Genomic DNA, 26,577 nt, shown 5'->3' on the forward strand with positions numbered 1-26,577 from the left:
GAAGGCGGCGCCGGGCGGAGTCAGGAGGGTACGACGACGGCGGGCGGGCCGCGTCTGCTGTCTTGCCTGAGGTTCCGCCACGGGCGGGGGATGAATACGGCAGGTGCGCTGAACGCAACAGCTGCGTTGCCGGCGTCGGGCCTGAAGATCAGTCGGATGAGCTGCAGGAGGGGACGAAGCCAGGCCTCGAGCTGCCACAGTGCCTGCTCGCCCTTGGCCAGGAGTAATGCCGAAGCGGCAGTGGCGAGGGCGTGCCCCGTCAGCATCAACCAGCTGAGGGGAGTGTCGACCTCGTGAAAATGGACTGTTTCAGTGCCCAGCGGCGGGGAGAGGTGTTCAGCCGCCAAGTGGTGTGCTGGTGAGCCCGGAGCCGGAACAGTGAGCGGACCGAATGCCGTGAAGGCCTCGTGCAGGAGAAGCTGGCCGGATCCCAGAAGCGCGGCAATGACCGGGAATCCGAGCTTGAACCGGGTGGCAAGAGTGGTGACGAGCCCGGTCAATGCGAGGACGGCCAACAGGACCGGAGCGACGGGAAGCGCGCCGCCGGAGAGGACGTGGGCCCCTGCCGCGAGGGCAACAATGGCGACCGCCAGGGCCACCGAACGCATGGCATGGAAGGGCGTCCGGGCATGCGATGCGCGCACGGGTTCCTCCCTCGGTAGCGTTCAAGCGGGTGGTCGACCGTCCGGTTCGGGCTGGCCAACCCCGCAATTCTACCGGTGGTTCGTGGCCGTGCCGCTGTCGGATGGGTCGTGTGACGGGGTCATGCTGCGGGTTTGGGAATCAGGCAGTTATTGCCGGACCACCTTCGGAGGGCTTGCCTGCCGGGCCTTTGCCGGATTGTCCTTTGCCGGCCGGCCCACCGCTCTTCGGCCCCTCGCCCGCCGGTTCCGGCGCGGCTTCCGAGAAGCTGCGTGCCGCCCGCGAACCCGCGATGGTGCTGGCTCCGATGCTGATGAGGGCACCGAGGATCATGGCGGCGGCTTCTCCCGGTTCCAGCAAGTGCAATTGGGAGCCGATGGTGGCGGCTGCAACCGGCACTCCCAATTGGGACGAGGCCAGTACTGCGAGCGGCAGGGGCTGGCCGAGGGCCCGGATGCTTCCGTGCACCAGCAGTGTTCCAAAGCCAAGGCAGATCCCGAGGAGGATCATGCTTGGGCTGCCCGCGAGGGTCCTTAGGTCGAGCGATGCACCCAGCCAGACGAAGAAGACCGGCCCCAGGAAACCGTCGCTCACGGCGAAGAGCTGGTGCGCCAGGCGACGGGGTTCGCCCACCGCGGAGACCACCAGGCCGAAGGAGAACCCGGCCAGCATGATGGAGACGTGGCCGAGGACCGCGAGCCCTGAAAGCGCGAACAGCAAGGCCAGCTGGATCCGCAGTTCCAAGGCGAACTTCCGGTCTTCGGATATGTCGTGTAACCGTCCGCGGTTGCCGCTGTTCTCCAGCCAACGAAGCACGAAGAACAAGACCAACGCGCAAGCCGCGACGACGGCTGCCCCGACCGCTGCCCGGCCGGCGTTCGGGGGGTCAACGGCTAACGGAAGCGCCACAATGCAAGCGATATCAGCGATCGCCACTTGCGCCGTCGTCGTCAGGACCTTCGGCCCTGTCAGCCGAAGCGAGTCGACGATCGGCAAGACCAACGCTGCTGAGGAGGATGCGAGCAGGACGATGTAGAGGGGAGCATGTCCGGTGCCGAAGGCTAAAGCGATGACGACTCCGACGACGGCGGCCAGCACCGCGGCGACGCCGGCGCGCAAGGCGCCGCTACCCAGGGCGGGACGGATGGCCTTGTCCCGCACGGGGACGTGCGTCCCGGCGACGAACATGATGAGGGCGAACCCGACGTCGGCCACGAACGTGAAGGTGGGATCCGAGGAGTCCACCAGTCCCAGTCCCGTGCGTCCGATGACGATGCCTGCCAGCAACTGCCCCAAAACAACGGGAAGGTGCCATTTCCGGGGTAGCGCCAAGAGCGGACCGAGGAGCGCGACTGCGGCGATCAGCGAAAGCTGAAAGAACGACACCTTCCTCCTTCTCCGGGCCTGGCGGTTGGTCTGCGGTGTTTACCGGGGCGCATCAGCCAGTTTCAGGGGAATGTCCGTGTTCTCGTCGGTGTAGTAGCTCGCGCACACCCGGTGATAGCCATCGGCCACCTGAGCGGGCATGCCCGTGGCCAGGTCTCCCCGGACCATCAGGATGGGCGAGAGCTTCTTGCCCTCCTTGATCTTCTTCAGGTCCGAGGCCACGTGGGCGTTCTCTTCCGGGAGCAACGCCAAGCGGGCGGCCCGGAGGATGTCCTTGGCTTTGCGGTGCTGGATGGGCGCGTCCTTGAGGGCGGCGACAACCGATGCCACCACGTGGTCGGATTCCAGCAGGGAAAGGTAGTCTGCGGCGCTTGGGTAGTCCTGGTCCTCGGGCTCCGGCAACCAGCGGACTTCGCCTTTGTTATCGTCAGGCATGCGTCGTACTCCTTGGCCAGCGGTATCGGCTTGCAAATGTGGGTGGCGCGGGACGGGGGACCTTGGAGAGGTCCGTGCCGGGACGCCGTCGTCGTAATTCAAGGGCGAGGCTTTCTTGGCCGCGTGCCATCGCCCAGTGGTGATTCGCGGCAAAAGCGGGTTTGAGCAGCCAGCTTAGCCGCCGGAGCAGGGGTTTCGATGTGCTGACCCGCCAGTCATAGGTGATAACGGTTTCCGGGCCGTCCTGTTCGAAAGTCCAGCGCCCGGTACCGCGCAGGTCGCCGCTCGCCGCGATCGCGAAACCTTGCTCTGTGATGGGTTCGGTGACCGTGAACCTCCAGCGCAGCGTGTACGGCAGCCAACCTTTGGAGTGCAGCGAGAAGGCCTTTCCCGTACCGTCGGCGTTTCCCGGGTCCAGCGGAACAACCCTCAAGTACACCGAAGGCCACCAGCGGGGCAGTGTCCCCGCGTCGCCTAAAATATCCATGACCTCACGCGGGGTCCCCGCGACGCGCCAGACAGTGAGGAACTCGTAGTCGGCGTTGCTCTTGGAAGTGCCGCCCATTGCTGCCTCCAGGGCGCGGATGGATAGTGGACTCACAGTACTCATGCCGTTGCACACGGTCAACGGCCCGGCTTCGGCGTGCCTGCGGGCGAGTTACTCCCGGACGGTCACAGCCAGCCGCTGGATGTCGTTGTTTCCCATGCCTTGATAGTTCCACTCCGGCGTTTCCGGCTGGGTCTGCCCTGTGGAATCCGTCGCACGGCATGCCAAATCGTGGGAACCGGGCGTTGCGATCCACGTGAATGTCCATCCGCGCCACGCATGCCGGCCGGTGGGAGCTTGAAGTTGGGCCTGCTCCCAGACCCCGTCCACGCAGACTTCCACGCTCTCCACGGTTCCTTGCCCGGACCAGGCCCGGCCGCTCAGCTGAACCGGTCCCGCGTTCACCGCGCGTTGCCGTGTGAAGAAATCTGGAACGCCGGGGGGAGCCAGGAGGGAACGGACTTTGATCCGTTGGACGGGCTCGCCGGGATCGCCTGCGTCTTGGGTGTAACGGTAGGAGTCGAGCTGTTGGTAACCGTCGAAGCTGTGGTCAATTGCCTCGATGGATTGCAGCCATTTGACGCTCGTCATTCCGTACCAGCCCGGGACGAGGAGCCGGACGGGGTAGCCATGTTGAGGTGGCAGGGCTTGGCCGTTGACCTCATAGGCGAGCAGGACGTCGTCGGACATTGCTTCCGCGAGCGTCAGGCTGCGCGCGTACTGGTGCTCCACGCCGCCCTGGATCCCACGGTCCGCGCCCGTGAAGACGAGTTCGACGGCGTCGGGTGACACGCCGGCGTCGAGCAGCAACGGAGCAAGCGGGGTGCCGGTCCACTCGGCGGTGCCCACCCCACCCTGGTCCCAGGGCTGGCTCACAGGCCGCGGTTCCAGCCGCGAGCGGCCGTTGCCGGCGCACTCCATCGTGACGGCTTGGGTGCGGCGCTCGCGGTGCTGGAGGTCAGGCAGGGTGTACTCGTGCGGATGGTCCACGAGCCCGCCGATATTCAGCCGCCACGAGACGGGATCGATCTGGGGAACGTCGAAATGGACCAGGAGATAATGCATGCCCAGCGGTGTGACGGGCCATCGGAGCATTTCCAGCGGCATGGCGTGGTTGCGCGAAGCGAGTTGCAGTTCCTCGCGGGTGATGGGACCGGTTGTCGGAGCGGCCGGTGCGGTTGGTTCTGTCGGAACAGCGGGGGCGGTAGGGGCCGGGGTGGCAACAGCGGCGCCTTCCGCTGTGCGGCGGGTGTTGACGCTCATGCTCCCAGTATGGTCGCCCGTGGCGGTGGTGTCACTGGGATTTGCGCGGGGAAGCGAGGCGCTTGTCCCGCGGCGTTCGGCGACGGGGCGGGGGGTCCGCGTCCGACGTCGGGCTGTTGGGAAAGTATTCTTGGTCTTTGGCGCTTGCGCTCCTGGACAGAGACAGATGGAAGAAGGAGAGCCTCCGTGAAAATCCGAGCCCCACGACTCGACGTGAGTGGCGTTCTCCTTGTTTGGGCCCTGATATTCGGGCTTTGGCAACCTTTTATTTGGTGGCGGGGGATTGTCGCTGCCGTATGTTTGATCATCGCGCTGTGGGGCTTTGTTGCTTGGTACCGGCGTCGTCCTGCGCGGGGGCGTTCGCGCAACTAGTTCCAGGCCGGATCGGTGCGACCCCCCCAACCACATAGCCCAGTGGTAGTTTGCGGTTATGGCAAATGCCCTCGCGTGGTTCTCCCAGTCCGGTGTGGTGCAAGGATTGATTCTCGGTGCCGTGCTTGCGTTCTTGACGGCGATCCTCGTCATGAACGCCGTGGGCAGGGCGCTCACAACGACCGTCAACGGTTGGAGTGCCATCCGCAAATGCGGCCAGCCCGGCAACGGAGTCCTCGTCCGGGCCGCCTGCGCCAAGGCCCTGCCTGTCGTGAATGTGTTTGAAGAGGCTGCGTACTGGACCGCCACTGTGGATGGCTCAGGGCAAACGCTGAGCGGCGGGAATGGATACGTCCTGCATTTTCCTCCCGGGAACCTCCCGCCGCATGACGCCTTCTGGTCGCTCACCCCGACCGATACCGTCGGGTACATGGTGGAAAATCCCACCAATCGCTACAGCGTTGGTGACCGTTCCGCTCTGGCACAGAATGCCGACGGTTCGGTCGACATCTATCTGCAGCATCAGGCTCCGAGCGGGCACGAGCAGAACTGGCTGCCCATTCCGTCCGGAAAGTTCAAGCTGATGTTCCGCGTGTATCTGCCCGGCGCGGCGATTCTCGACGACACGTACCAATTGCCGCCGGTTGTCAGGGCGCAGTGAAATGAACCGCCTCATCTTGAAATACGGACGTCCCCTCACCGCCGTCATACTGGCCGTCTTCGCCTGGGTCATTTACCGGCGCATCGCCAACGGGGACGGAATCGTTCCTCTGGTCATAGCGGCGGTCATCGTATGGGGGCTCGGCGCGCCCGCTTTCATCTACCTCTGGCCGCGACTCACAGTCAACGGGTACAAGAGGGCGATACTCAAGCACGGATTCGGTGAGGGCCCCATCCCCGTCAACACGCTGTACGCCGTGCCCGGCACATCGTCCCCGTCGACGGCGACTTCGCGCGGGAGCCTTATGGCAACCGGGGCCGACGACTTGCTCTACATCGGCGGTTGGCTCGACTTGAGCAAAGGGCCGCAAATCCTGCACGTACCGGACATGGCCGGGCGCTATTTCAGCGTGCAGTTCACCGACCCGTCAAAAAGCACAAACTTTGCCTACGTCGGCAAACGCACCACGGGAACCGAAGCCGGCGACTATGTCCTCAGCGGACCCGGCTGGAAGGGAACGGTACCCAACGGAATGACGCAGATTTCTTCGCCAACTGATTCCGCGCTCGTCATTGGCCGAGTTTTCGTCGAAAGCGACAGCGATCTTCCAACCGCTTACGCGCTCGCGAAGCAAATCCAGCTCGCGCCGCTAAAGCAATAACGTGATCAGCACAGAAGTACGACGGCGGACGGCTCGCCGCCGCTGGCTGGCCGACCGGCCCTTCGACGTCGCCGAGGACGAAATCGCCAGATTCCGGTGTAGCGGGAAGAGCCCCCTGCCGATCTTTCTCTTGTCCTTCGCGGTTCCCAGCCTGGCGCTCACGCTCAAACGCGAGTAGCCGCACTCAGACGATCCTGTGTGATGGTTATCGGCGGAAGGTGACGTGGATGATGCCGCTTTCGGCGGTCTCTGACGTGACGGTGTAGTCGCTTTCTAGCCCCCGGAGATCGTCCCAGAGCCGTATTCCGCTACCGAGCAGGATTGGTGTGATCGCGACGTGCAGCCGATCGACAAGTCCGGCACTGAGGTAATCGCGCACAACGGTGGGGCCACCTCCGATACGCACATCCTCTTCACCCGCCGCACTGAGCGCTCGTTCAAGCACTTCTTCGGGGCTGGTGCTGACGAAGTGGAAGGTCGTACCGCCGGCCATCGTGATGTCAGGGCGGGGGGTGTGAGTGAGGACGAACACCGGGACGCGGAAGGGCGGCTCGTCACCCCACCAGCCCTTCCACTCGGGGTCGTCGGGAAAGTTATGGAACCCGAACATGCCGGCACCCATAATCTCAGCTCCGACCCCCTCGAAGTAGGCCGCGGCGTATTTGTCGTCGACACCGGACGTTCCTTCTCCACTGGTGTCATGCAGAACCCGCTCACGGAAAGTGCGGGTGGACGTATATGCGTCAACGAGTCGGCCCCAGTCCGAACCGAACGGATTCTCCGGAGTTGCGTCCGTCGTCGTGGCGAAACCATCCAGCGAGATATTCAGGTCAACTCGAACAGCCATGGTGAAGGTCCCCTCAGATCAGTGGTTGCGTTATGCACCCACCATACTGGTGGTGAGATCTCCTCCACGGAAGAATTCCTGGACGAATTCGTCATCCCTGGGAGCACATGAAAAGTGACCAAGGAGACCAACAGTATGAAATAGGCGGCCAAGAGTGGGCAAACATACCCCCAATCGGCAGCGTTGTCATCTACGACTACCGGGCCCGTCAATCAGCTGTCTGCCTGTCAGGAGGCTTTGGCAAGGTATTGGGCCAGTGCTTCCCTGAGGATTTCGCTCGGCTTGCGGTGCTCGATTTCGGACCGGGCAACCAGTTGTGCGTCCATGTCCTTCGGGAGGCGGATGGTCCGGGACGGGGATGTTCCGCTGCTGCTCAGGGAGGGTTTGCCGACGGCTCTTTTTACTGCCTCGGGCGAGCCCAGGGCTGCTTCCAGCAGGGCGCGTCCGGCACCTTGCCCGGACGCCTTGGTGATGCGGGCGTCAGGGCCTATGTCGGCGGTCTCCGCCCATTCGCCCAGGGCACGGAAGTGGGCCTGTTCCTCCGGGCTCAGGTCCTGACCGCCCTTGGCCTTCTTCTCATTCATTCCGTTGTTCCTCTCTCGGCAATGTCGAGTATCTTCCGCCTTGCCTCCATCACGTGGAAGACCAGGATGTCGTTAGGCGGTGTAATGACTGCCATGACTTCGAGAATCGTCCGGCGGTCCCGAGAAGGGCCGATAAACAGATCCGGACGTGCGCCTGATTCCACACGCGGCTCATCGAACTCTTCAACGTGGTAGATCTGGTTCAAGATTGCATGCAACGCATCCCCGCGGGCAATTCCATGTTTGTTTGCGCTGTCCGCCCACCTGATCCCCATTTTAATATTGTCTCACAATAAAAGGGTTATTGCGAGACAATATTGGGCTGTAGCTCTCGGTCCGAGCGAGCGAGACTGAGGAACGACAACCTTCGAAGGGACATGGGTGTGCACTCATCGTTCCTGAGTGCGCGAAGCCCTCGACACCCCCGGTACCCAGCAGCGCACGGCATCGCGGTATTGACGGAATTCTTCGCCGAACCGTTCTTCCAGGTCAGATTCCTCAAGCGGCCTGACAACGTAATTCCACACCAGCGAGCCCACGACGGCGTAGGCCACTACCAGCCATGACTGCAGGATGACGCCAACTGCCGCGCCCTGGAGAATGCCTGCGGCCGCCATTGGATTCCGGATCCAGCGATACGGACCCGCGATGACCAGATGATTGGGCATTGCCGACGGCAGCGGGGTGCCATTGCCCAACGTCGACATCGCCACGGCCGCCGAGATACCAAGGGCGCTGGCTAGTACCAGAACGGCGACACCCACAGGAGCGGCAAACGACGGAAACGGGAGAACCACCGCCCAGCGCTGTTCGAGAAAGGCAACTGCGAACGGAATCACCGCCAGGAAGAACCCCCAGAACAGGACAATTTGCCCAAATGTTGAGGCCACGTGGGCGGCGGCGGTCGCGCGGGGGATTGCGGGACGGAATGCGAACGGACCGCGGATGATCCACGCGGTCGGCACGTGTCCCAGCAAGACTAGGCAGAGCGAGATCAGCGAGCCCGCGCTCGCAGCGCCCATGCCGAGTACGCCCCAGCCCGCTTCGGTTGTGACAGTGGCGTAAACCGCCAGTGCGACGGCGACGGCGCCCGTCCAGCCGGCACTCACCAGCGCGGCAGCCTTTACGCCAAAAGACGCCACGGCCGACGCCACGACGAATAAAGGAATGTCGAAGACAGCAACCGCAACCGGGTCGAGGTTACCGAGGGTCGCCTCGCGCACCACCGGCGACAGGAAAACCGCGGCCCACCACAAGAAACCGGCAATCGCCTGCATGGCGAAATATGCCCTGCCCCACCAAATAGCTCCGCCCCGCCGAATCAAGGGCGACACCCGCGCAGCCCAAACATGCGTAGCCCCAATCCCAGACAATTTTGGCTCAGCCTACCGAATTCGAACGCTGCGTCCGTCTTCACACGAGTCCCTCGCAGGACTAGTTAACCCCTCACCCCCCCAAAATCCCCTCACCGCTACAATGGGACATATGCCGGACATCGAGCGTTGGCCCACCGGAAGGTTGCTGTCTACAGCGGCCCGGTTGGTGGAACACGCTTGGGACGAGAATCTCAGGGCGATCGGCCTCACCCACGCCGGCGTCATCGCGCTGGAGGTTCTTGCAGCCACTGGCCCCATCACCCAGACCACGCTCGCCCAGATCGTGCGTGTGCAGGCCCAAACCATGGGGCAGACCCTCAGCAGGCTGGAGTCACACGGGCACGTTAGCCGCCGTCGAAGTTCCGAGGACCGCCGGGTACACGTCGTTTCGCTGACCGATGCCGGCAGGGACGCACTTGAGCGGGCAGCGGAATCGGAACGGCAGGTTCTTGCCCAGGTATCGATCGATACGTCGATGTTCCGGCAGGAACTGAAAACAGTCGTGCGCGAACTGGCAGGCCGGCAAGCACCAGAAGGAGACAGCGCTAGCGCCCCTCTTGCCTCCGCGGCATTGGAAGACTAGTCCGAGGAAACATCGACGGCGGCCTGCTCACCGGGCGCAGGAACCTCGCCGCGCGTGGAACGCTCACCGCGGGCAGCCAACTCATCCAGGACCGCGTCGTACCAGGACTTGACCCCGAACTCGGGCTTCCCGACGTCGAGCAGCCTGAAAAGGGCGTCGGCCAAAAAGTTGAGCTCCGCAACGGACAGCTTCGCAAGCCCCTGGACCGGGTCCAGTTCGCCTTCCAGGCATGAGGTGAGTAATGCGTTCACAGCGCAGCTCCAAGCATGGGAGCAGCTACGTAAAGAGTCTTGGAAGAGAGGGGAGTCGGGCGGGTCATGAGGTCGCTCCATGGAAAGAGTTCCTAGGGCCGCTGCATAACCCACCCTGATGATATCGACACGTGGAGCCGCGCGGCAAGCGCGCCGCGCGGCCGGAAACCACCAGCAACAATGCCTAAGTGGGGCGTTCAGTTCCTTCCCCGTCGCCGGACAAGCCAAGCCACCAGAACCACGACGGCGGCGGCGCAAAGCACGGGCCCGAAACGACGCACTAGCACCGGCCACACGGCCGAGCCCAGATCCAATTCCGACGACGACGCGAGCGGCGCGGACCGAGGTGCGGGTGCAGCCGCGGCCGCAGGCACAGGCGCCGCCGGCGGCTCAACCACCTGCGCTGCAGAACCCGCAGCGGGCCCGACGGCGGCGGGCCCGGCGGCTGCTCCAGCCGCGGGCTCCCCGGGCTGCGCTACCTCGCCGGTAGCCGTCCCGGACCCTGCCGACGCAGCCGAGGCTCCGGCGTCGGGCTCGATTTCGCTCGGAGCCCCGCCGCCCGCCTTCCCGATCACGCACTGGACAAACTGCTCCAGCAACTTGTCCGAGATGTCCTGGATGACTCCGCGGCCGAATTGGGCCGGTTTGCCGGTGACGTTCATGTCGGTGGTCACGTCCACGGCGGTGCCGTCGCCGTCGGGCGTCAGCACTGCCGTGACCGTGGCACCCGCTGTGCCGTTGCCGCGTTTGTCCTTGCCCGTCGCCGAAATGACCACCGTGTGGGTCTCCTGGTTGCGTTCGAGGAATTCACCCGTACCGGTATAGATCATGGCGATCGGCCCGAGCTTGACCTTGACCGTTCCGGTGAACTGCTCGCCGCTCACGGACGTGAGGGTCGCCCCAGGGAAACAGGGCGCGATGTCTTCCAGTTGGTTGAAGGAATGCCAGGTGTCCTCCAGCGAACTGGGAACCACGAAGTGATGTTTGAGTTCCACGTCTCCCTCCGCCCGCCTTCCGCTAGAGCCCGGCGGCCGCGATAACGGCCCGCTTGGTCAGGACCTCGGCCAAGCGGCGGCGGTAGGCCGCGTCACCGTTGAGGTCGCTCGCGGGATCGGTCCCCTCGGCAGCGTGTGCGCTCGCCGAGGCGATCGCTTCCCGGGTCAGCGCGGCGCCCACGAGTGCCTGCTCGACGGCGGTCGCCCGCAACGGCGTGCTGGCCATGTTGGTCAAGCCGATCCTGGCCTCGGCGATCGTGCCGCCTTCCACCCGGACCATCACGGCAACCGCCACGATGGACCATTGTTGGGCCACCCTGGTGAATTTCTCGTAGTGCGCACCCCAGCCGGTGTACTTCGGCACCCGAATATGGGTGAGGATCTCGCCGTCGTCGACGGCGGTAGTGAAGTACCCCTGGAAGAAGTCCGCCGCTGCCACCCGGCGCTCCCCCTCCGGACCTGCCAGGATGAACGCGGCGTCCGCGGCCAGCACCGGTGCGGGCATGTCGCCCGCCGGGTCGGCGTGAACCAGGGCGCCGCCGAACGTGCCGCGGTGGCGGACCTGGGGATCCGCGACCGTCGCAGCTGCCTTGGCCAGCAACGGCACGTGCTCGGCAATAAGCGGGTCCGTGGCGATCTGGTGGTGCGTTGTCATGGCTCCGATCAGCAGGGCGTCGCCGTCGTCGCGGACCCCGGACAACTCGCCGATCCGGCCCAAATCGACCACCATCGCCGGGTCGGCCAAGCGCAGCTTCATCACGGGGATGAGGCTTTGACCCCCGGCCAACAGCTTTACGTCGTCGCCGGCGTCGGCCAACACGCTCAACGCCTCCGCCACCGTGGCCGGAGCGGCGTAATCGAATGCGCTCGGAATCATTGCACATCTCCCGTGGTCTTGGCTTCTTCAAGGGCGGCCCACACACGCGCCGGCGTGCATGGCATCTTGATGTCCTTCACGCCAAGGTGCCGAATCGCGTCCAGCACGCCGTTGACAATGGCGGGCGTCGAGGCGATGGTTCCTGCCTCGCCGACTCCCTTGGCCCCCAACTGGTTGGTGGTGGACGGCGTCTCCGTGCGCGCCGTTGTGAAGTGCGGCAGGTCGGGCGCGCCGGGCACGAGGTAGTCCACGAACGAGCCCGTGACCAGGGTCCCGGCGTCGTCGTGCACGGCCTCCTCATAAAGGGCCTGAGCGATTCCCTGCGCCAGGCCGCCGTGGACCTGGCCCTCCACAATCAGCGGATTGACCACCACCCCGACGTCGTCCACGCAAACGTACTTGCGGATGCTGACCTGCCCGGTCTCGGTGTCCACTTCCATGGCGGCCAGATGGGTGCCGTGCGGGAAGGAGAAGCTCTGCGGGTCGAAGGTGGCATCCGAATCCAGATTGGGCTCAAACCCTTCCGGCAGGTTGTGCGCCGAGAAGGCGGCGAAGGCGACTTCACCGAAGGCAGTGGACTGATCAGTGCCCTTGACGCTGAACTTGCCGTCCGTGAACTCGATGTCCTCCTCGCTGGCCTCCATCATGTGCGCTGCCAGGACCTTAGCCTTCTCGATCACCTTGTCCGCAGCGGCCAGCACCGCCATACCACCGACGGTCAGCGAGCGGGAGCCGTAGGTGTCCAGGCCCCGCTGGGAGACCTGTGTATCACCATGCAGCACTTCGACATTTTCGAACGGCACGCCGAGCCTGTCCGCCACGAGCTGGCTCCACGCGGTTTCGTGACCCTGGCCGTGGGGGGAAGTGCCCGTGACTACCTCGACGTTGCCGGTGGGCAGCACCCGCACCTGGGCGTGCTCCCAGCCGCCGGCCGCGTAACTGAGCGCGCCAAGCACCCGGGATGGAGCCAGGCCGCACATTTCGGTGAACGTGGAGATGCCGATGCCGAGTTGGACGGGATCGTTGGCTTCGCGGCGCCTGGCCTGCTCTGCCCGGAGTTCGTCGTAGCCAAAGAGTTCCAGGGCCTTCGCCGTGGCCGCCTCGTAGTTGCCGCTGTCGTATTCGAGTCCGGTGACAGTGGTGAAGGGGAATTCCTCGTGGGTGATCCAGTTCTTCTTCCGCAGTTCGAGGGGATCCATGCCCAGTTCGACGGCGAGCTCATCCATCAAGCGCTCGATCGCAAAAGTGGCTTCCGGCCGGCCTGCGCCCCGGTAAGCGCCCGTCCACGCCTTGTTGGTGAAGAGGTTGTTGCATTCCAGTCGGTACGCCGGGAATTTGTAGATGGCGTTGTACATGAACGCGCCCAGGATCGGGATGCCCGAGCCGATAATGCCGAGGTAGGCGCCCATGTCCGCCAGCAGCTGGATGTCCAGCCCGGTGACAATCCCGTCCTTCGTCGCCGCGAGCTTCACCTTCTGCACTTGGGCCCGGCCGTGATGCCCGGACTGAAGCGACTCGCTGCGGGTTTCGGTGTATTTGCACGGCTTGCCGACCCGCCGGGCTGCCATGAGGGTGATGAATTCTTCCGGGATCACCGTCAGTTTTCCGCCAAAACCGCCGCCCACGTCGGGGGCGATCACACGCAGCTTGCTTTCCGGGAGGCCGAGCGTCAATGCCAGGATCAGCCGCAGGATATGGGGTATCTGCGTGGACGACCACATGGTGATCTGCTCACTCGTCGGATCCACCACGATCGAGCGCGGTTCCATGAAGGCCGGGATGAGGCGTTGCTGGTAAAAGGTGCGTTCGATGAGGACTTCGGCGTTCTCCAACGCCTCGGCGATCGGCTTGCCTGTGCCTGCTTCGCCCGAGTCAAACACCCACGTCGCCGAGAGATTGGAATCCAAGCTGGAGTGGGCCAGCACCTTGTCGGTGAATGCTTCCTCCAGATCCAGGACCACCGGAAGTTGGTCGTAGCTGACGTCCACGAGTTCGACGGCGTCCCGCGCCGCTGCGGCGCTGCGGGCAACGATGCAGGCAACTACCTCGCCGGCAAAGGCCACCTCGTCGACGGCGATCGACGGGAACGCGGGCGCCTTCTGCTCGGCGGTGACGGGCCAGACGTTGGGCAGGCTGCCCTGTTCCGCGGCCAGATCGGCTCCGGTGAACACGGCGACGACGCCGGGTGAGGACTTCGCGGCTGAGGTGTCGATCGAGGTGATCCTGGCGTGGGCGAACGGACTGCGGACCATGGCCAAATGGAGCATGCCGGGCAACGTCATGTTGTCCGTGTACCTGGAGCGCCCCGTGATGAGGTGCGCGTCTTCTTTGCGGAGGCGGGGCCTGCCGATTTCGGCGATGGTCATGCCACACCTGCCGTTTCTGATTCGTCGCTGTCCGCGGAAACCGTACCGTCAGCGGCTGCCTGTACCGCGGCAACTATGTTCTGGTACCCGGTGCACCGGCAAAGGTTTCCTTCGAGGCCGTCCCGGATTTCCTGTTCGGTGGGGTGCGGATTTTCGGTGAGGAGGGATGCCGATTGCATGATCATGCCGGGCGTGCAGAAGCCGCATTGCAGCGCGTGGCATTGGTGGAAGGCTTGCTGCAGCGGGGCGAGCTTGCCGTCCCGGGCCAGGCCTTCGATGGTGGTGACGCTGTGGCCGTCTGCCTGAACCGCGAACATGGTGCAGGATTTGACGCTGACTCCGTTCAGATGGACGGTGCAGGCGCCGCAGTTGGTAGTGTCGCAGCCGATCAATGTGCCGGTCTTGCCAAGCCGTTCGCGCAGGTACTGGACCAGCAGCAATCGTGGCTCGACATCGTCTGTGTAGCTCACATCATCGACTTCGACGGTGATCGTCTTGGAACTCGCCATTGGGATCTCCTGTCGCGTTGGACGACGGGCACGACTGCCCGGCATCCAGTCCTGATGTGACACAGGTTACTCCTCGGAAGGGGCGAGCGCCCTAGCCCGGCTTGAGTTCGTACCCCGCATCCTCGTGGTCCGCTTCAACCGTGGGTTCGTGGTGGATCCGAGCCTCCATGGTGCTCAATCTTCCGCCGCCGCCACCCCAGTGCAAGGCAATGATTTCGGCGGCGATGGAGACGGCCGTTTCCTCCGGGGTGCGGGATCCCAGGTCCAGGCCGATCGGGCTGGAGAGCCTGGCCAATTCGGCCTCGCTCAGGCCGGCTTCGCGCAGCCGTTCCAATCGGTCGTGGTGCGTGCGCCGGGATCCCATCGCGCCCACGTAGGCCACGTTGTGGCGCAGTGCCAACTCAAGGAGCGGCACGTCGAATTTCGGATCATGTGTGAGCACACAGATCACGGTGCGCTCGTCCACTTGGCCGGCAGCGATCTGCGCCTGCAGGTAGCGGTGCGGCCATTCCACCACCACCTCGTCCGCCTGCGGGAACCGGGCAGCCGTCGCGAAAACCGCGCGTGCGTCGCAGACCGTGACCCGGTAGCCCAGGAAGGTGCCTTGCTTGGCGACGGCGGCGGCGAAGTCGATCGCGCCGAACACCAGCATCCGCGGCTGCGGGGCGAAACTGAGGGCGAACACGCGCATGCCCTCGCCGCGCCGCTGCCCGTCCGGTCCGTACATGAGCGTGGCGTTGCGGCCCGCGGCCAGCAGGCCCTGGACGTCATCGGATACCGCATGGTCGGCACGCTCGCTGCCGAGGGAACCCACGAACCCCTCCGGGCGGACCACCAGGTGGCGGCCCAGCCACGCCGGATCGGGGTGTTCGATCACGGTGACGATGGCAACCGGCCGGCCCGCACCGACGTCGTCCGCTACCTGGGCCAGTTCCGGGAAGTTCTCAGTGGAGACCGGCTCCACAAAAATGTCCAGGATCCCGCCGCAGGTGAGGCCGACCTCGAACGCGGCGTCGTCACTGATGCCGTAGCGCTGCAGCACCGGCTTGCCGGACTCGACCACCTTGGTGGCCAGTTCGTAAAGCGCTCCTTCGACGCACCCGCCGGACACCGAGCCCACCGCACTGCCGTCGGCGTCGACCATCATGGCGGCACCGGCCGGCCGCGGTGCGGAGCGGAAGGTGCGCACCACCGTTCCGAGTCCTACTGTGTGGCCGGCCGCCATGGCGGCGACCAGATCGTCCAAGACCTCACGCATTGGCAACCACGTCCAACAACTCCTCGAAACTCTGCATTGAGTGCCCCCCTATAAAGAAGTCAACGTGCGGCAGCACCGCCCTGATTCCCCGTTGCAGCGGCTCGTACCCCGCCTTGCCGCGGTGCGGATTGGACCAAATGATCCGCCTCGCCAGGTGGTGCAGCCGCTCGGCTTGGCGTCCCAGCAGTGCGGGGTCGCCGCGCTCCCAGCCGTCGCTGGCAATCACGACGACGGCGCCGCGCACCATCACGCGCTGCCCCCACCGGTCGTTGAACGCCCGCAGCACTTCTCCGAGCCGGGTACCGCCGGACCAGTCGGGGACTGTGCGGCCGGCGAGAGCCAAGGCATTGTCCGGGTCTGGCACCCTCAGTGCGGCAGTCACGCGGGTCAGGCGGGTGCCCAGCGTGAACACCTCCACTTGGCGCGGGGCGGCTTCCACTACCCGGTGGGCCAAGCGAAGCAGGCTGTCCGCGTACGGTGCCATGGAGCCCGAAACGTCGATCAGCCAGACCACCCGGCGGTTTTTGCGGGGAGCCCGGGCGCGGCGCAGCGGCCCCGGTTCCCCGCCGCGGCGCAGTTGGTCGCGCAGGGTCCGCACCCGGTCCACGTCGCCGTGCCGGTCGAGGTGCTTGCGCCGGGTCTGCCGGGTGGGCAGGCGCACCGGCAGCTCCTCGAACATCCGGTGCAGCAAGGCCCGTTCCTCGTCGTCCAATACGGCCACGTCGCGGTGCCGAAGCAACTCCCGGCGGCTGGCGAGTGCCCGCAACTGTTCCCTCCTACCTTCCGGGCCGCCGTCGTCGTCATCCAAAGTGGCAGCGCTCACGGACGTCGCGGAGTTTTCCAGGCGTTGGGCGGCGGAGTGTTCCACGGCAAACCAGGCCTCAAACGTCCGCTGGTAGGCGGGCAAGTCCTCCGGCGAGGCGCATAGCGTCGCGCGGCCGGCCCAGAACACGTCCGAACGGCGGTCCAACTTGAGCCTGCCGACGGCGTCGACGAAGCTGAGCGAGCGGTCCGCGGTCACTTTCACGCCGGCCGCACGCACGGCTGCAGCGAAGGCAAGGAGGATCTCTTCGGCGCTGTGTTCGGGGCTTTGTCCTGCCGTTGGCATGGGCTCAGCCGAGCATCCGGGCCAGGGCAGCCGAGACGCGCTCGGTGTCCTCGCGGTACTTGCACAGCGCGCCGATGCTGGCCGCGGCCGAAGCCAGGTCAAGCTCGGCCCGGCCGAGCTGGTGCAGCGCGCGGGCCCAGTCCAGGGTCTCGGCGACGCCGGGAGGCTTCAGTACGTCGTCGGTGACCCGGATCTGCTGGACCGCGCGCACCACCTGCTCGGCCAGGAGCGCGGGTACCTGGGGGAGCCGGGTCCGCACAATCTCCACTTCTCGGGCCAGCCCGGGGTGGTCGATCCAGTGGTAGAGGCAGCGGCGTTTGAGCGCATCGTGCAGGTCGCGGGTCCGGTTGGAGGTGAGCACCACGATCGGCGGGGTTTCAGCTTTGACCGTGCCGAACTCGGGGATGGAGACCTGATAAGTGGAGAGCACCTCCAGCAGGAACGCCTCGAACTCGTCGTCGGCCCGGTCGATTTCGTCGATCAGCAGCACCGCCGGGCTTTGCTGCAGCGCTTTGAGGATGGGACGCGCCAGCAGGAACCGTTTGTCGTAAAGCGAACTTTCCAGTTCGGCCACGCTCAGCCGCGCGTCCATTCCCGCTCCGCCGCTGGCCTCCACACTGCGCAGATGCAGGATCTGGGCGGTGAAGTCCCAGTCATACAACGCCTGCGAGGCATCGATTCCCTCATAGCACTGCAATCGGATCAGCGGCAGCCCGAACCCTTCCGCCAGGGCCTCCGCGAGGGAGGTCTTGCCCGTGCCCGGTTCGCCCTCCAGAAGCAGCGGCCGTTCCATGCTCAGGGCGAGGTAGCCAATGGTGGCCAGGCCCTCGTCGGCGAGGTAGCCGGTGGCGGCCAGCATTTCGGCCAGCGCTGTGGCGGAGCTGATCGACGTCTGCGTCATGGCACCAGCATAGGGTCACCGGCAGGGCTCCGGTCTGGTGGGCTACCCGCCGATGTACGACATCTCGATCTTGTGTGTCGCTGCGGGGTCTTGAGGCGTGTGCGAACTGCGCAGTTCCGAGTAGCGGTCCGCGCGGCCGCCCCACAAGGCGGACAACGCCGTCGAAAGCTCGACGTCGGACGCCCCGCCTCTCAGGAGTGCCCTCAAGTCCGTGCCCGCCGTGGCGAAGAGGCACGTGAACAGCTTCCCGTCGGCGGAGAGCCGGGCCCGCGTGCAGCCGCGGCAGAAGGCTTGGGTCACGCTGGAAATGACCCCGATTTCGCCGCTGCCGTCCGCGTAGCGCCAGCGATCCGAGGTCTCGCCGGGGTAGTTCGGCGCCACGCGCTCCAGCGGAAGCACCGCGCCGATGCGGGCCAGGATCTCGGCTGAGGGCACCACCTCATCCATTTTCCAGCCGTTGGACGCACCCACGTCCATGTACTCGATGAACCGCAGAATGAACCCGGACCCTTTGAAGTGGCGAGCCATGGGAAGAATGTCCTGATCGTTCGTCCCCCGCTTGACCACCATGTTGATCTTCACGGGCCCGAGACCCGCGGCCTGGGCAACGTCTGCGGCATGCAGGACCTTCGCCACGGGATAGCCGACGTCGTTCATGGCCTGGAAGGTCTCCTCCCGGAGGGAGTCCAGCGAGACCGTCACCCGGTTGAGCCCCGCATCCTTGAGGGCTTGCGCCTTCTGCGCCAGGACCGAGCCGTTCGTGGTCATCGCCAGGTCCGGTGCCAGCCCGTCGGGAGTGCGCAAGCGGGCCAGCATCCGGACCAGTTCCTCGATGTCCTTCCGCAACAGGGGTTCACCGCCGGTCAGCCGGATCTTCCGCACACCGTGTCCCACCGCGATCGAGGCCAGCCTGGTGATTTCCTCAAACGTCAGCAGCTGGTCCCGGGGCATGAAAACGAAATCCCGCCCGAAGATTTCCTTGGGCATGCAGTAGACGCACCGGAAATTGCACCGGTCCGTGACGGAAATCCGCAGGTCCCGCAGGGGCCGGTGGAAGGTGTCGGTGATGGAATTGGCGTCCATGGAGCGCCCTCTCAACGCGGTAGTAGTGCCAACCGCTTGTGACTCTCCCAGAGTATGCCCGGTCCCGGGCGCCCACAATGGACCGCGGTCGGGCGAACGGCGGCGGAGGCGGCCTCAGCCGATGGGCTCTGCCATCTTCTCCACGACATACTGGGCGTCCACCGACGTGCCGGTCACCGGATCGGTCATTTCCACTCTCCAGCTGCGGGCAAACTGGTCGACCCCCTGTTTCATTGCCACTGTGCCTGAAATGAGGACGGTGCCCGGCTGGTTCAGGCCGCGTTCTGCGAGCACCGCCAGCCAGTAGTCCGGGCTGAGGAGGGCCTCCAGCGAACTGTCCTGGATCAGGGTGTCCGGAGTTTCGCCGTCGCCCACCCAGCCCTTGAGCGTGATCTTGTCCAAATGGTCGCGAACATCATCCAGGCGCCATGCTTTGCGTCCCAAGACGTCCGGGCTCGCGTTCTTGCTCCACGCCACGCCGTGGACCTCGAGCTCACGGTCCGTGTGGTCGCACGCCACGGTCAGGAGGACGTCCCCATCGGTGATCACGAGCGCCCATTCCGCTTCGCCCGAGGTCCGGCCGTGCTGGACGCGGACTTCCGAAACCTGCTGGGCCAGATAAGGCGACACCGGGTACAGCGCTGGCGTGGTTGTGGGGCCGGGAACGCCAAGTTCGGCCAGCTCGGCGATGTGGGCCTGCACTTCTTCCTGCTCGCGCCCTGCGTAGCCGGCGTTCAGGAGGTGCTTGACCTGGACATTCCGCGTGGTGCCATCGGGAAGTTCAAAGCTCAGAGTCGTCATTTTCTGTCCATCCTTTGCGTGTCCTGCTGGAGAAATTTTTCAGATCGGAAACCGGAAACAGTCGCCAATGTACATCCAGTATGCGTAATGTATACATTTAACGCCAGTGTGGCAGGCGTCACCGTAAACTTCTCGTGGAGGAAACCCATGGCCAATGTTCCAGTTCCGGCTTCCGGCGCAGCGCCGCGTCCCGGAAAGCCGATGCATCCCAAAGGCCTGTACAAGGCCTTTGCGGCAAGCCTCACCGGCACCGCGCTCGAGTGGTACGACTTTGCCGTCTACTCCGCCGCGGCCGCCGTCGTATTCCCCATCGTCTTTTTCCCGTCGTCGGATCCCTTGACCGGGACCATCCTGGCGTTCTCGACCTACGCGGTGGGCTATGTCTCCCGTCCTGTGGGCGGCATCATTTTCGGCCGGCTCGGTGACCGCATCGGCCGCAAGAAGGTCCTCGTGACGACGCTGATGATCATCGGCGTCGCCACTGTGCTGATCGGGGTGCTGCCTGGCTACGGCAGCATCGGCATCTCGGCCCCGATCATCCTGGTGTTGCTGCGCTTCGCCCAAGGCGTGGGTGTCGGCGGCGAATGGGGCGGGGCAGTGCTGCTCTCCAGCGAATACGGCGATCCCCATCGGCGCGGCTTCTGGGCTTCCGCGGCCCAAGTCGGACCGCCGGCCGGCAACCTTCTGGCCAACGGCATCTTGGCCGTCCTGACCGTCACCCTCAGCGAAGCGCAGTTCATCAGCTTCGGCTGGCGCATCGCTTTCCTGGTTTCGGCCGTGTTGGTGGGCTTCGGTCTTTGGATCCGGTTGAAGCTTGAAGATACCCCGATCTTCAAGGCCATCGAGGCGCACGGTGAGCAGCCCAACGCTCCGGTCCGCGAAGTCTTCAGCAAGGAACTCCGTCCGCTCGTCGCTGCCACCCTGTGCAGGGTTGGCCCGGACGTGCTCTATGCCCTGTTCACCGTCTTCACCCTGAGCTACGGGATCCAGACGCTTGGTTACGACCGCAGCCAGGTCCTCACTGCCGTGTTGATCGGTTCGGCATTCCAACTGTTCATGATCCCGTTGGCCGGGGCCGTCTCCGACCGCTTCAACCGGCGACTCGTCTACGGGATCGCGGCGGTGGTCGGGGCCGTCTGGACTTTCGTCTTCTTCGGAATCCTCGGCGGACACAGCGAGCCGTTGCTGATCGCGGGAATCGTCCTGGGCCTCATGGCGCACTCCTTCATGTACGGACCGCAGGCAGCCTTCATCGTGGAACAGTTCTCTCCGCGACTTCGGTCCACCGGAAGTTCGTTGGCCTATACGTTCGCAGGCGTGATCGGGGGCGCCATCGCACCCTTGATGTTCACGCTGTTGCTGTCCCAGTTCGGCACCTGGATTCCGGTTGCCATCTATGTGGCCGTGGCCGCCGTCGTGACCGCCGTGGGGTTGGCGCTCGGCCGGGACTCCAACACCGTGGAGGACGAGGACTATCGCCTGCTGCTGGAAGGTTCCGCGGCAAGCCAACGGTCCGCCGTCGCGGAAACGCGCTGACGCTCACGTCATGCCTTCGAAAATCCTGACAAGCTGCGCTGGGCGGACAGAAGATTCCTCAGGTGCGCAGCAGGATGTCCCGGGTCACCGCCAGGTGATGGTCGATGGCCTTCTGGGCCTTCGCCGCGTCGCCGGACATCAGGGCGTCGAGAATGTCCTGGTGTTCGGCGCATACCTGTTCGCGCCGGCCTCCGGTACGGAACAGCGCGGAGACGCCTACCAGAATCTGCCGGACGTGGAGCTTGCTGTACGTCCGGGAGATGAGCTCGTTGCCGGCCGCGTCGATGAGCTGCTGGTGGAACAGGGTGTCCAGGCGGATAAACTCACGGGCCGCTTCCGGGCTCAGTTCCTCGGGAAGCTTTGCCTGCTGGTCAAGGGTTTCCTGCATCGTCCGGGCGGGAACCCGGCCTTGCTCGATGACCAGCCCGGCGGCGTGGCTTTCAAGGATCCCGCGCAGTTCCATCAATTCGGACATTTCCCGGCCGGTCACCGGAGGAACGTAAGCCCCGCGCTGGGGAATCAGTTCCACCAAGCCGTCCGAGACGAGCAGCAGGAGCGCCTCACGCACCGGCGTACGCGATACGCCGATTTCCGCGGCCAGTTCCTGCTCGTTCAGGAACTTCCCCTGGACTTCGGGGTCGATCAGGATATTTTCACGCAAGTACGCGTACGCCTTCTCGCGGCCGGACGCCGCAGTCCCCGAACTTTTTCGCATACATCATGTATACAACAATTTGGAGTAAATTCATGCGTTTAGCCGTGGCACAAATCATCACGGGAGCCGATCTGGCCGCCAACCTGGAACTGATCCGAGAATACGCCACCCGCGCCAAAGCCGCCGGAGCCGAACTCGTGGTCTTTCCCGAAGCAGCGATGCGCGCCTTCGGCAACAGCCTTGCGGACATCGCCGAACCGTTGGACGGGCCGTGGGCCACAGCGGTCCGCGGCCTCGCACGGGAGCTGAACATCGCCGTCGTGGTGGGAATGTTCACTCCCGGTGAGGGCGGCCGGGTCCGGAACACCCTTTTGGTCACCGGCCCAGGGGTGGACGCCTCCTACGACAAGATCCACCTCTTCGATGCCTTCGGTTTCGCGGAATCCGATTCGGTCGACGCCGGGACGTCACCCGTAACCTTCGAACTCAACGGCACCGTGTTTGGCCTTGCCACGTGCTACGACGTGCGCTTCCCCGCCCTCTTCACAGCCAACGCCCGGGCAGGAGCGCAGGTCAACATCGTCTGCGCCTCGTGGGGCGACGGCGAAGGCAAAGCCGAGCAGTGGGAGCTGCTGGTGCGGGCCCGCGCAGTGGACAGCACCACCTTCGTGGTGGCGTGCGGCCAAGGCAACCCGGCCAGCGTCGGCCTGCCCACCACCGGCACCGCGCCCACGGGAATAGGGCACAGTGCCGTGATCTCGCCACTGGGTGCCGTGATGGTGGCCCTCGGGGAAATGCCGGAACTCGCCGTCGTCGACATCGATCCGTCGGTCGTCGAAGAAGTCCGGGGCAAGCTTCCGGTCCTGGCGAATGCCCGGGATCTTTAGCGGCGCCGAGAGTAGCGGCGTCTTCTTTCAGGGAGGGCGGCGCCGTCCTGACCTTCTTTCGTTTCGGAAAGCGCTTACGGCACGGCGAGTCGCGTCATTTCGAGGCTTTTGCGCGGCAAAGAAGGTCAGGACGGACAGGCCACGTTCGACTTAGGCGGCCGGTATGTCTTCGAAGGTGACTTGGTCGAGCAGGATATGGCCCCAACTTCCCGTGCCGTTATCGACCACCTGAAGCTGTGCGCTCTGGCCAATGAGGTCGGAGACGTTCCACGATGTCCAGGCGAGGCGTTCGCTGTTCTGGCCCGTCGCGGTGCGGACCACTTGCCCGTTGACGACGAGATTCACCGTGGTCTGATTGTCCGGTTCACCTCCTACCGCGTTTGGCACGCTGCTGAACACGATCTGGTCCACCATGATGTGGCCCCAGGATCCCGTTGCGTGGTCGATGACCTGGATTTGGGCCTTCTGCCCCACGAGCGTGTGGACGTCCCATTTCACGTTCGACATCGTCGATGAGTTCTGGCCTGTTGCCGTTCGCACTACCTGCCCGTTGACGAGGAGGTTCACCGCCGCGGCGCCGGACTGGCCCCAGGGGTGGTTTCCTCCAGCGATGAGGAAGTCGATATAGTCCCGCGTGATCGTGAACGTCGGTGACGTGATCGCGCCCGTGGAGGCATCACCTCCTCCGACGTACGTATCGAGGACCTTGGAGCCGAGCTGGTTGGGGAGGGATTCCGCCGTCGGGCCCTGGCCAATGTAACTGCCCGACGCCGTCCACCCGGCACCCCACGTCGCGCCCTCGAAGTCGGCGAAGACGTCCGACGGCCGTGGGTTGTTCCCGCCTCCTGCGAGGAAGTTGACGTACGAGTGGCCGATGGTGAACGACGGCGAGGTCAGCATTCCGGTCGCTGCGTCGCCGCCGTTGAAACTGTTGGCGAGCTTGTTCCCCAGGTAGCCCGTGACGGGCTGCTGATTGGTGAGAGCCCCGCTGGCGGGCCCTGAACCGAAGGCCGCTCCCGCCGTCGTCCATGAACCATAGGTGCTGCCCTCGAAGTCCGCGTACGGCGCCGCGGGGTTCGCCTGTTCGGTGATGTTGGCGAATTCCGTGATCGAGAGGTTGGCGAAGTTTGCGCTGCCGCCTATCGTGTAGAGGGAGATCCCCGTGTCCGACGACGTGAAGAAGGCCTGGTTCGAGAGTGCGATCCGGCCGTCGTCGGCGAAGACCTCCACGCTGCCATGGTCCACGAGGATCCGGAGGTGCAAGGACGTCGTGCCCGAGGCGAGCGGCGCCTGGGACTGCTGGTACGTGCCGAAGGAATACGGCACTTGGTCCTGCGCGGAGCGATCGACGTAGAGGTTGCCCCCGTAGACACCGATGTTCGTGTGCCGGCTGCCGTCCTTGTTCTCGCCGACGGAGATGCCGACGTTGTTCAGGGTGGTCCAGCTGACGTCCGCATCGAGCTCGTAGGCGGAGCCGTGGTAGTCGAGGGTTGTCCGTCCGTTGACCGTGGCGTTGGCGGGCTTCACGGTTTTGGTGGCGTAGTCGGCCAGATTCGGGGTCGGCTGGGATAGGAGGCTGTAGACACCGCTGCCCTCGGACTTGAGGCTGAGCTGGCGCACCACGGACATCTGGCCGTTGTAGTTGTCGGTGGAGTCCGTCGGCACGGTGTGCGGCGCGTAGTGCCAGTTGTTCATCCAGCCGATCGCGTAACGGGAAGCGTCGGGATTCGCGGCGTCCGGCCAGGTCACCGAGGCATACCAGTCCGAGCCCCAGTCGAGCCACTGCGGGTCCGTCTGGTCCGCGACGAACGCCGAGCCGTTCCACGTGCCGGTCCAGTACGCATACGTGTCCGGCTTGCCGCTGTAGTCGCCCTGCATGCTGCCGGCCATGACCCAATGCCACGAACCGTCGTTGGCCTTCATCTGGAAGATGTCCGGGCACTCAACGCCGCCGATGTTCGGGGTGGTGTAGCTGAAGTCGGTTTGGTGCGTCCACGTCTTAAGATCCGGCGAGGTGTAGAAGGTGATCTTTTGCTGGCGGCCGATCGCGGCTACCCAGGTCGAGTGTGCCGCGTCCCAAACGATCTTCGGGTCGCGGAACCAGTCCGAGGCGTCCGGGTTGGCAATGACCGGTGCGCCGTACTGCGTGAAGGTTGTCCCGCCGTCGGTCGAGTACCAGAGGTATTGCGATTGCTGGAACGGGTCGCCGTCGGTGGGCTGCGTGGCGAGCGCGACGACGGCGCCGGCCCCGAAGCCCGCGGTGTTGTTGGTATCGATCACCGAGGAGCCGGTCCAGACGGGGAAATTGCTTTGGAGGGGGAGGGCGTCGCCTTGGTCGTTGAACACCACAGTGTCCGACGACGTCGCATGTCGCCATCCGCCGGGGCCGTTGTCCTGGTTGCTGTGAAGGTAGTACAGGTTGTACTTGCCGTTGAGATAGATGGGCCGCTGAGGGTCGCTCAGCCATCCTGACGGGGGAGTCATGTGGTAGACGGCCCGCATTGGCGGTGGGGTCGCGCTGCCGACGGCTCCTGCGCCGGGGATGTCCCCGGTAACTATGGTTGTGGTGAAAAACATCGTGAGCGCGGCGAAGAGGGCGAGCATGCTCGCCCTCTTCGACAGCCTCCTTGCTGAGTGGGCCATAAGATCTCCGGGTCTCGGTCAGGACTACTCGACCGCCGATAGCTCTGCGTCGAGCCTCTGCACACGGCGTTGTTGAGCAGTCGGGGGAGCTTGTGGTGGAGCTAAGGATTTTTGATTAAACGCTTAATCACGGCAAGAATAACTGGCACTTGACTCGTGATCAAGCGTTTAAGCGGATTATTTTAGCTGGTTGCCCGGAGGGCGAGGCGGCGCATGAGGGCGCGCCGGATCCGCTGGGCTGGCTGTTCAATGGCCACGCAGCTCAAGAAACCAAGCGGCCAGACCGCCACGAGAGCGAACGCAGCAAACCCGAGCGCGGGAACGTGGGATGGAATGTGGGCGGCTGCGAGGAGCTGCTGGACGGGCCATCCGTAGATGTAGATCCCGTAGGAGATGTCGTAGCGGGACCCGATGGGGGACGCGCTGCCGATTGAACCGATCGACAGCACGAGGTAGGCAAACGGCAGCGGGGCGAGGGCTGTTCCGTAGCCCGTGGCGAGGGCGCCCCACACGGCCAGTGCGGCGAGGAGGCCTGGCGCCGCACCGACGCGGACCTTGCGCCTCTGGGTGGCAAGGAGGGATCCCGCCATGAAGACCGCGAGCAGCGGGAGGACGAATTCGGTGCGATTCGGCCCGAAGCTGCCTGCGAGCAGCTTTCCGAAGACTGCTCCCGTGGATGCGGCAAAAAGCAGGAATATTGCAGTGGCCGTGCCTCGCCTGCTCTCCGGAATCCTGCGGAGCAGGAACACAATCGCGGCGACGATAACGTAGCAGAGCCCCTCCCAGGTGAGGGTCCATAGGGGGCCGTTCCAGTCAAAGCGGTCGTTGTTGCCCCAGAGGGACGTCCCGATGGCGGGCGTGTCCATGACGCCGATGCTGAGTGCCAGCGCCGCGCCGAGGAAGGTCAATGCTCCGCGCGGGTCGTAGGTCCCGTGTGTCAGGAGGGCGCCAAGCGGTGCTGCCACGAAGGCAACAGTAAGCGCCGCGACCACGAGGGCCGGATAGATGCGGGCGAGCCGTGCTGCGGCATACTCGAGCACAGTGTCCGAGCGTTCGGCACTGACGGTGATGAGATAGCCGGAGATGGCGAAGAAGCCCATGACGCCAGCGGTCCCGAGCTTGATCCCGTAAAGCGAGGGTTCCGGGCCGTAGCCACCCAGCCACCAGGAATGGGAGACGATCACGGCTGCCGCGAAGACCAACCGCAGGGCGTTCAGCGAGTTTCGTCCGGAGCCCAGGGCATTACCCAGGGTGCGGGCGCCGAGTATGGCCAGGCCCGGACGGTCCACGGCTGTCGTTGGGGTCTTCATGGGCTGGTCATTTCTACTTCATGCCCAGGACTGTTCGGGT

At 64.8% G+C, this 26,577-nt stretch carries 28 protein-coding genes; 6 read left to right on the top strand and 22 right to left on the bottom strand.

Annotated elements, in window-relative coordinates:
- Positions 1 to 20: 20 nt before the first annotated feature.
- From AC1DJB_RS06875 to AC1DJB_RS06895, 5 genes are all read right to left on the bottom strand, one after another.
- The gene (locus AC1DJB_RS06875; protein ID WP_441437580.1) at positions 21 to 644 is read right to left on the bottom strand and encodes a hypothetical protein; all 624 of its coding nucleotides are present in this window, start codon (positions 642 to 644) and stop codon (positions 21 to 23) included.
- A gap of 139 nt (positions 645 to 783) precedes the next feature.
- Positions 784 to 2,028: a cation:proton antiporter gene (locus tag AC1DJB_RS06880; protein WP_332602426.1), complete on the bottom strand. Its 1,245-nt coding sequence runs from the start codon at positions 2,026 to 2,028 to the stop codon at positions 784 to 786.
- Between the two features lie 39 nt (positions 2,029 to 2,067).
- On the bottom strand, positions 2,068 to 2,463 hold the full coding sequence (locus tag AC1DJB_RS06885) for a hypothetical protein (protein ID WP_059388573.1): 396 nt from the start codon (positions 2,461 to 2,463) through the stop codon (positions 2,068 to 2,070).
- On the bottom strand, positions 2,456 to 3,028 hold the full coding sequence (locus tag AC1DJB_RS06890) for an SRPBCC family protein (RefSeq protein ID WP_059388574.1): 573 nt from the start codon (positions 3,026 to 3,028) through the stop codon (positions 2,456 to 2,458). Before AC1DJB_RS06890 ends, AC1DJB_RS06885 begins: the two co-directional genes overlap by 8 nt.
- 93 nt (positions 3,029 to 3,121) lie before the next feature.
- Positions 3,122 to 4,273, bottom strand: a complete 1,152-nt coding sequence (locus AC1DJB_RS06895; RefSeq protein ID WP_441437581.1) for a sulfite oxidase — start codon at positions 4,271 to 4,273, stop codon at positions 3,122 to 3,124.
- Positions 4,274 to 4,703: 430 nt separating this feature from the next.
- Between AC1DJB_RS06895 and AC1DJB_RS06900 the strand changes: the two genes are divergently transcribed.
- The 3 genes from AC1DJB_RS06900 to AC1DJB_RS06910 are packed head-to-tail and all read left to right on the top strand — an operon-like array spanning position 4,704 to position 6,145.
- Positions 4,704 to 5,306: a DUF1214 domain-containing protein gene (locus AC1DJB_RS06900; protein ID WP_284988709.1), complete on the top strand. Its 603-nt coding sequence runs from the start codon at positions 4,704 to 4,706 to the stop codon at positions 5,304 to 5,306.
- Between the two features lies 1 nt (position 5,307).
- Positions 5,308 to 5,967: a DUF1254 domain-containing protein gene (locus AC1DJB_RS06905; RefSeq protein WP_332602417.1), complete on the top strand. Its 660-nt coding sequence runs from the start codon at positions 5,308 to 5,310 to the stop codon at positions 5,965 to 5,967.
- A 1-nt stretch (position 5,968) separates the two neighbouring features.
- A complete protein-coding gene (locus tag AC1DJB_RS06910; RefSeq protein WP_441432892.1) occupies positions 5,969 to 6,145 on the top strand; it encodes a hypothetical protein in 177 nt (58 codons plus the stop codon).
- 27 nt (positions 6,146 to 6,172) lie between these two features.
- Here the strand turns inward: AC1DJB_RS06910 and AC1DJB_RS06915 are convergent, their stop codons facing one another.
- From AC1DJB_RS06915 to AC1DJB_RS06930, 4 genes are all read right to left on the bottom strand, one after another.
- On the bottom strand, positions 6,173 to 6,814 hold the full coding sequence (locus AC1DJB_RS06915) for a dihydrofolate reductase family protein (protein ID WP_284988711.1): 642 nt from the start codon (positions 6,812 to 6,814) through the stop codon (positions 6,173 to 6,175).
- 227 nt (positions 6,815 to 7,041) lie between these two features.
- On the bottom strand, positions 7,042 to 7,398 hold the full coding sequence (locus AC1DJB_RS06920; RefSeq protein ID WP_216363181.1) for a ribbon-helix-helix domain-containing protein: 357 nt from the start codon (positions 7,396 to 7,398) through the stop codon (positions 7,042 to 7,044).
- A complete protein-coding gene (locus AC1DJB_RS06925; protein WP_284988712.1) occupies positions 7,395 to 7,604 on the bottom strand; it encodes a hypothetical protein in 210 nt (69 codons plus the stop codon). The genes AC1DJB_RS06920 and AC1DJB_RS06925 overlap by 4 nt, the downstream gene beginning before the upstream one ends.
- Positions 7,605 to 7,787: 183 nt before the next feature.
- Entirely contained in the window at positions 7,788 to 8,675 is an 888-nt protein-coding gene (locus AC1DJB_RS06930) for a methyltransferase family protein (protein ID WP_307055419.1), read from the bottom strand.
- A 208-nt stretch (positions 8,676 to 8,883) separates the two neighbouring features.
- On the opposite strand from AC1DJB_RS06930, the gene AC1DJB_RS06935 reads away from it, so the two are divergent.
- Positions 8,884 to 9,357 carry a MarR family winged helix-turn-helix transcriptional regulator gene (locus AC1DJB_RS06935; RefSeq protein ID WP_059388590.1) on the top strand — a complete coding sequence of 158 codons (474 nt, stop codon included), beginning with the start codon at positions 8,884 to 8,886 and terminating at the stop codon, positions 9,355 to 9,357.
- Here the strand turns inward: AC1DJB_RS06935 and AC1DJB_RS06940 are convergent.
- The 10 genes from AC1DJB_RS06940 to AC1DJB_RS06985 form a co-directional block, all read right to left on the bottom strand.
- Positions 9,354 to 9,608 carry a hypothetical protein gene (locus tag AC1DJB_RS06940; RefSeq protein ID WP_059388591.1) on the bottom strand — a complete coding sequence of 85 codons (255 nt, stop codon included), beginning with the start codon at positions 9,606 to 9,608 and terminating at the stop codon, positions 9,354 to 9,356. The genes AC1DJB_RS06935 and AC1DJB_RS06940 overlap by 4 nt on opposite strands.
- A 197-nt stretch (positions 9,609 to 9,805) precedes the next feature.
- On the bottom strand, positions 9,806 to 10,603 hold the full coding sequence (locus AC1DJB_RS06945) for an SRPBCC family protein (protein WP_306963346.1): 798 nt from the start codon (positions 10,601 to 10,603) through the stop codon (positions 9,806 to 9,808).
- Between the two features lie 22 nt (positions 10,604 to 10,625).
- Positions 10,626 to 11,480: an FAD binding domain-containing protein gene (locus AC1DJB_RS06950; RefSeq protein ID WP_441432891.1), complete on the bottom strand. Its 855-nt coding sequence runs from the start codon at positions 11,478 to 11,480 to the stop codon at positions 10,626 to 10,628.
- Positions 11,477 to 13,846, bottom strand: a complete 2,370-nt coding sequence (locus tag AC1DJB_RS06955; protein WP_306963350.1) for a xanthine dehydrogenase family protein molybdopterin-binding subunit — start codon at positions 13,844 to 13,846, stop codon at positions 11,477 to 11,479. Before AC1DJB_RS06955 ends, AC1DJB_RS06950 begins: the two co-directional genes overlap by 4 nt.
- Positions 13,843 to 14,355 carry a (2Fe-2S)-binding protein gene (locus AC1DJB_RS06960; protein ID WP_284988716.1) on the bottom strand — a complete coding sequence of 171 codons (513 nt, stop codon included), beginning with the start codon at positions 14,353 to 14,355 and terminating at the stop codon, positions 13,843 to 13,845. Before AC1DJB_RS06960 ends, AC1DJB_RS06955 begins: the two co-directional genes overlap by 4 nt.
- Positions 14,356 to 14,446: 91 nt before the next feature.
- Positions 14,447 to 15,613, bottom strand: coding sequence for an XdhC family protein (locus AC1DJB_RS06965; RefSeq protein ID WP_306963352.1), 1,167 nt, complete (start codon positions 15,611 to 15,613; stop codon positions 14,447 to 14,449).
- Complete coding sequence (locus AC1DJB_RS06970; protein ID WP_332602410.1) at positions 15,606 to 16,721, bottom strand: vWA domain-containing protein; 1,116 nt, start codon at positions 16,719 to 16,721, stop codon at positions 15,606 to 15,608. Before AC1DJB_RS06970 ends, AC1DJB_RS06965 begins: the two co-directional genes overlap by 8 nt.
- Before the next feature lie 4 nt (positions 16,722 to 16,725).
- Positions 16,726 to 17,622 carry an AAA family ATPase gene (locus tag AC1DJB_RS06975; RefSeq protein ID WP_441432890.1) on the bottom strand — a complete coding sequence of 299 codons (897 nt, stop codon included), beginning with the start codon at positions 17,620 to 17,622 and terminating at the stop codon, positions 16,726 to 16,728.
- Positions 17,623 to 17,664: 42 nt separating this feature from the next.
- The gene (moaA, locus tag AC1DJB_RS06980) at positions 17,665 to 18,705 is read right to left on the bottom strand and encodes a GTP 3',8-cyclase MoaA (RefSeq protein WP_059388595.1); all 1,041 of its coding nucleotides are present in this window, start codon (positions 18,703 to 18,705) and stop codon (positions 17,665 to 17,667) included.
- Between the two features lie 114 nt (positions 18,706 to 18,819).
- Positions 18,820 to 19,506 carry a DUF2848 domain-containing protein gene (locus tag AC1DJB_RS06985; protein WP_284988721.1) on the bottom strand — a complete coding sequence of 229 codons (687 nt, stop codon included), beginning with the start codon at positions 19,504 to 19,506 and terminating at the stop codon, positions 18,820 to 18,822.
- Between the two features lie 147 nt (positions 19,507 to 19,653).
- Here AC1DJB_RS06985 and AC1DJB_RS06990 point away from each other — a divergent pair, with 147 nt between their 5' ends.
- Positions 19,654 to 21,042, top strand: a complete 1,389-nt coding sequence (locus AC1DJB_RS06990; RefSeq protein ID WP_441437583.1) for an MFS transporter — start codon at positions 19,654 to 19,656, stop codon at positions 21,040 to 21,042.
- Positions 21,043 to 21,100: 58 nt separating this feature from the next.
- Here AC1DJB_RS06990 and AC1DJB_RS06995 read toward each other — a convergent pair whose 3' ends face one another.
- Positions 21,101 to 21,757 carry a GntR family transcriptional regulator gene (locus tag AC1DJB_RS06995; protein ID WP_059388597.1) on the bottom strand — a complete coding sequence of 219 codons (657 nt, stop codon included), beginning with the start codon at positions 21,755 to 21,757 and terminating at the stop codon, positions 21,101 to 21,103.
- 32 nt (positions 21,758 to 21,789) lie between these two features.
- On the opposite strand from AC1DJB_RS06995, the gene AC1DJB_RS07000 reads away from it, so the two are divergent.
- Entirely contained in the window at positions 21,790 to 22,584 is a 795-nt protein-coding gene (locus tag AC1DJB_RS07000) for a carbon-nitrogen hydrolase family protein (protein WP_284988723.1), read from the top strand.
- Positions 22,585 to 22,734: 150 nt separating this feature from the next.
- Here AC1DJB_RS07000 and AC1DJB_RS07005 read toward each other — a convergent pair whose 3' ends face one another.
- On the bottom strand, positions 22,735 to 25,188 hold the full coding sequence (locus AC1DJB_RS07005) for a glycoside hydrolase family 32 protein (protein WP_441437584.1): 2,454 nt from the start codon (positions 25,186 to 25,188) through the stop codon (positions 22,735 to 22,737).
- Positions 25,189 to 25,409: 221 nt separating this feature from the next.
- Positions 25,410 to 26,537 (bottom strand): acyltransferase family protein, encoded by a 1,128-nt coding sequence (locus AC1DJB_RS07010; RefSeq protein ID WP_441437585.1) that lies wholly within the window; start codon positions 26,535 to 26,537, stop codon positions 25,410 to 25,412.
- Positions 26,538 to 26,577: the final 40 nt, after the last annotated feature.

It is taken from the genome of Arthrobacter sp. 01T428, from assembly GCF_056398685.1.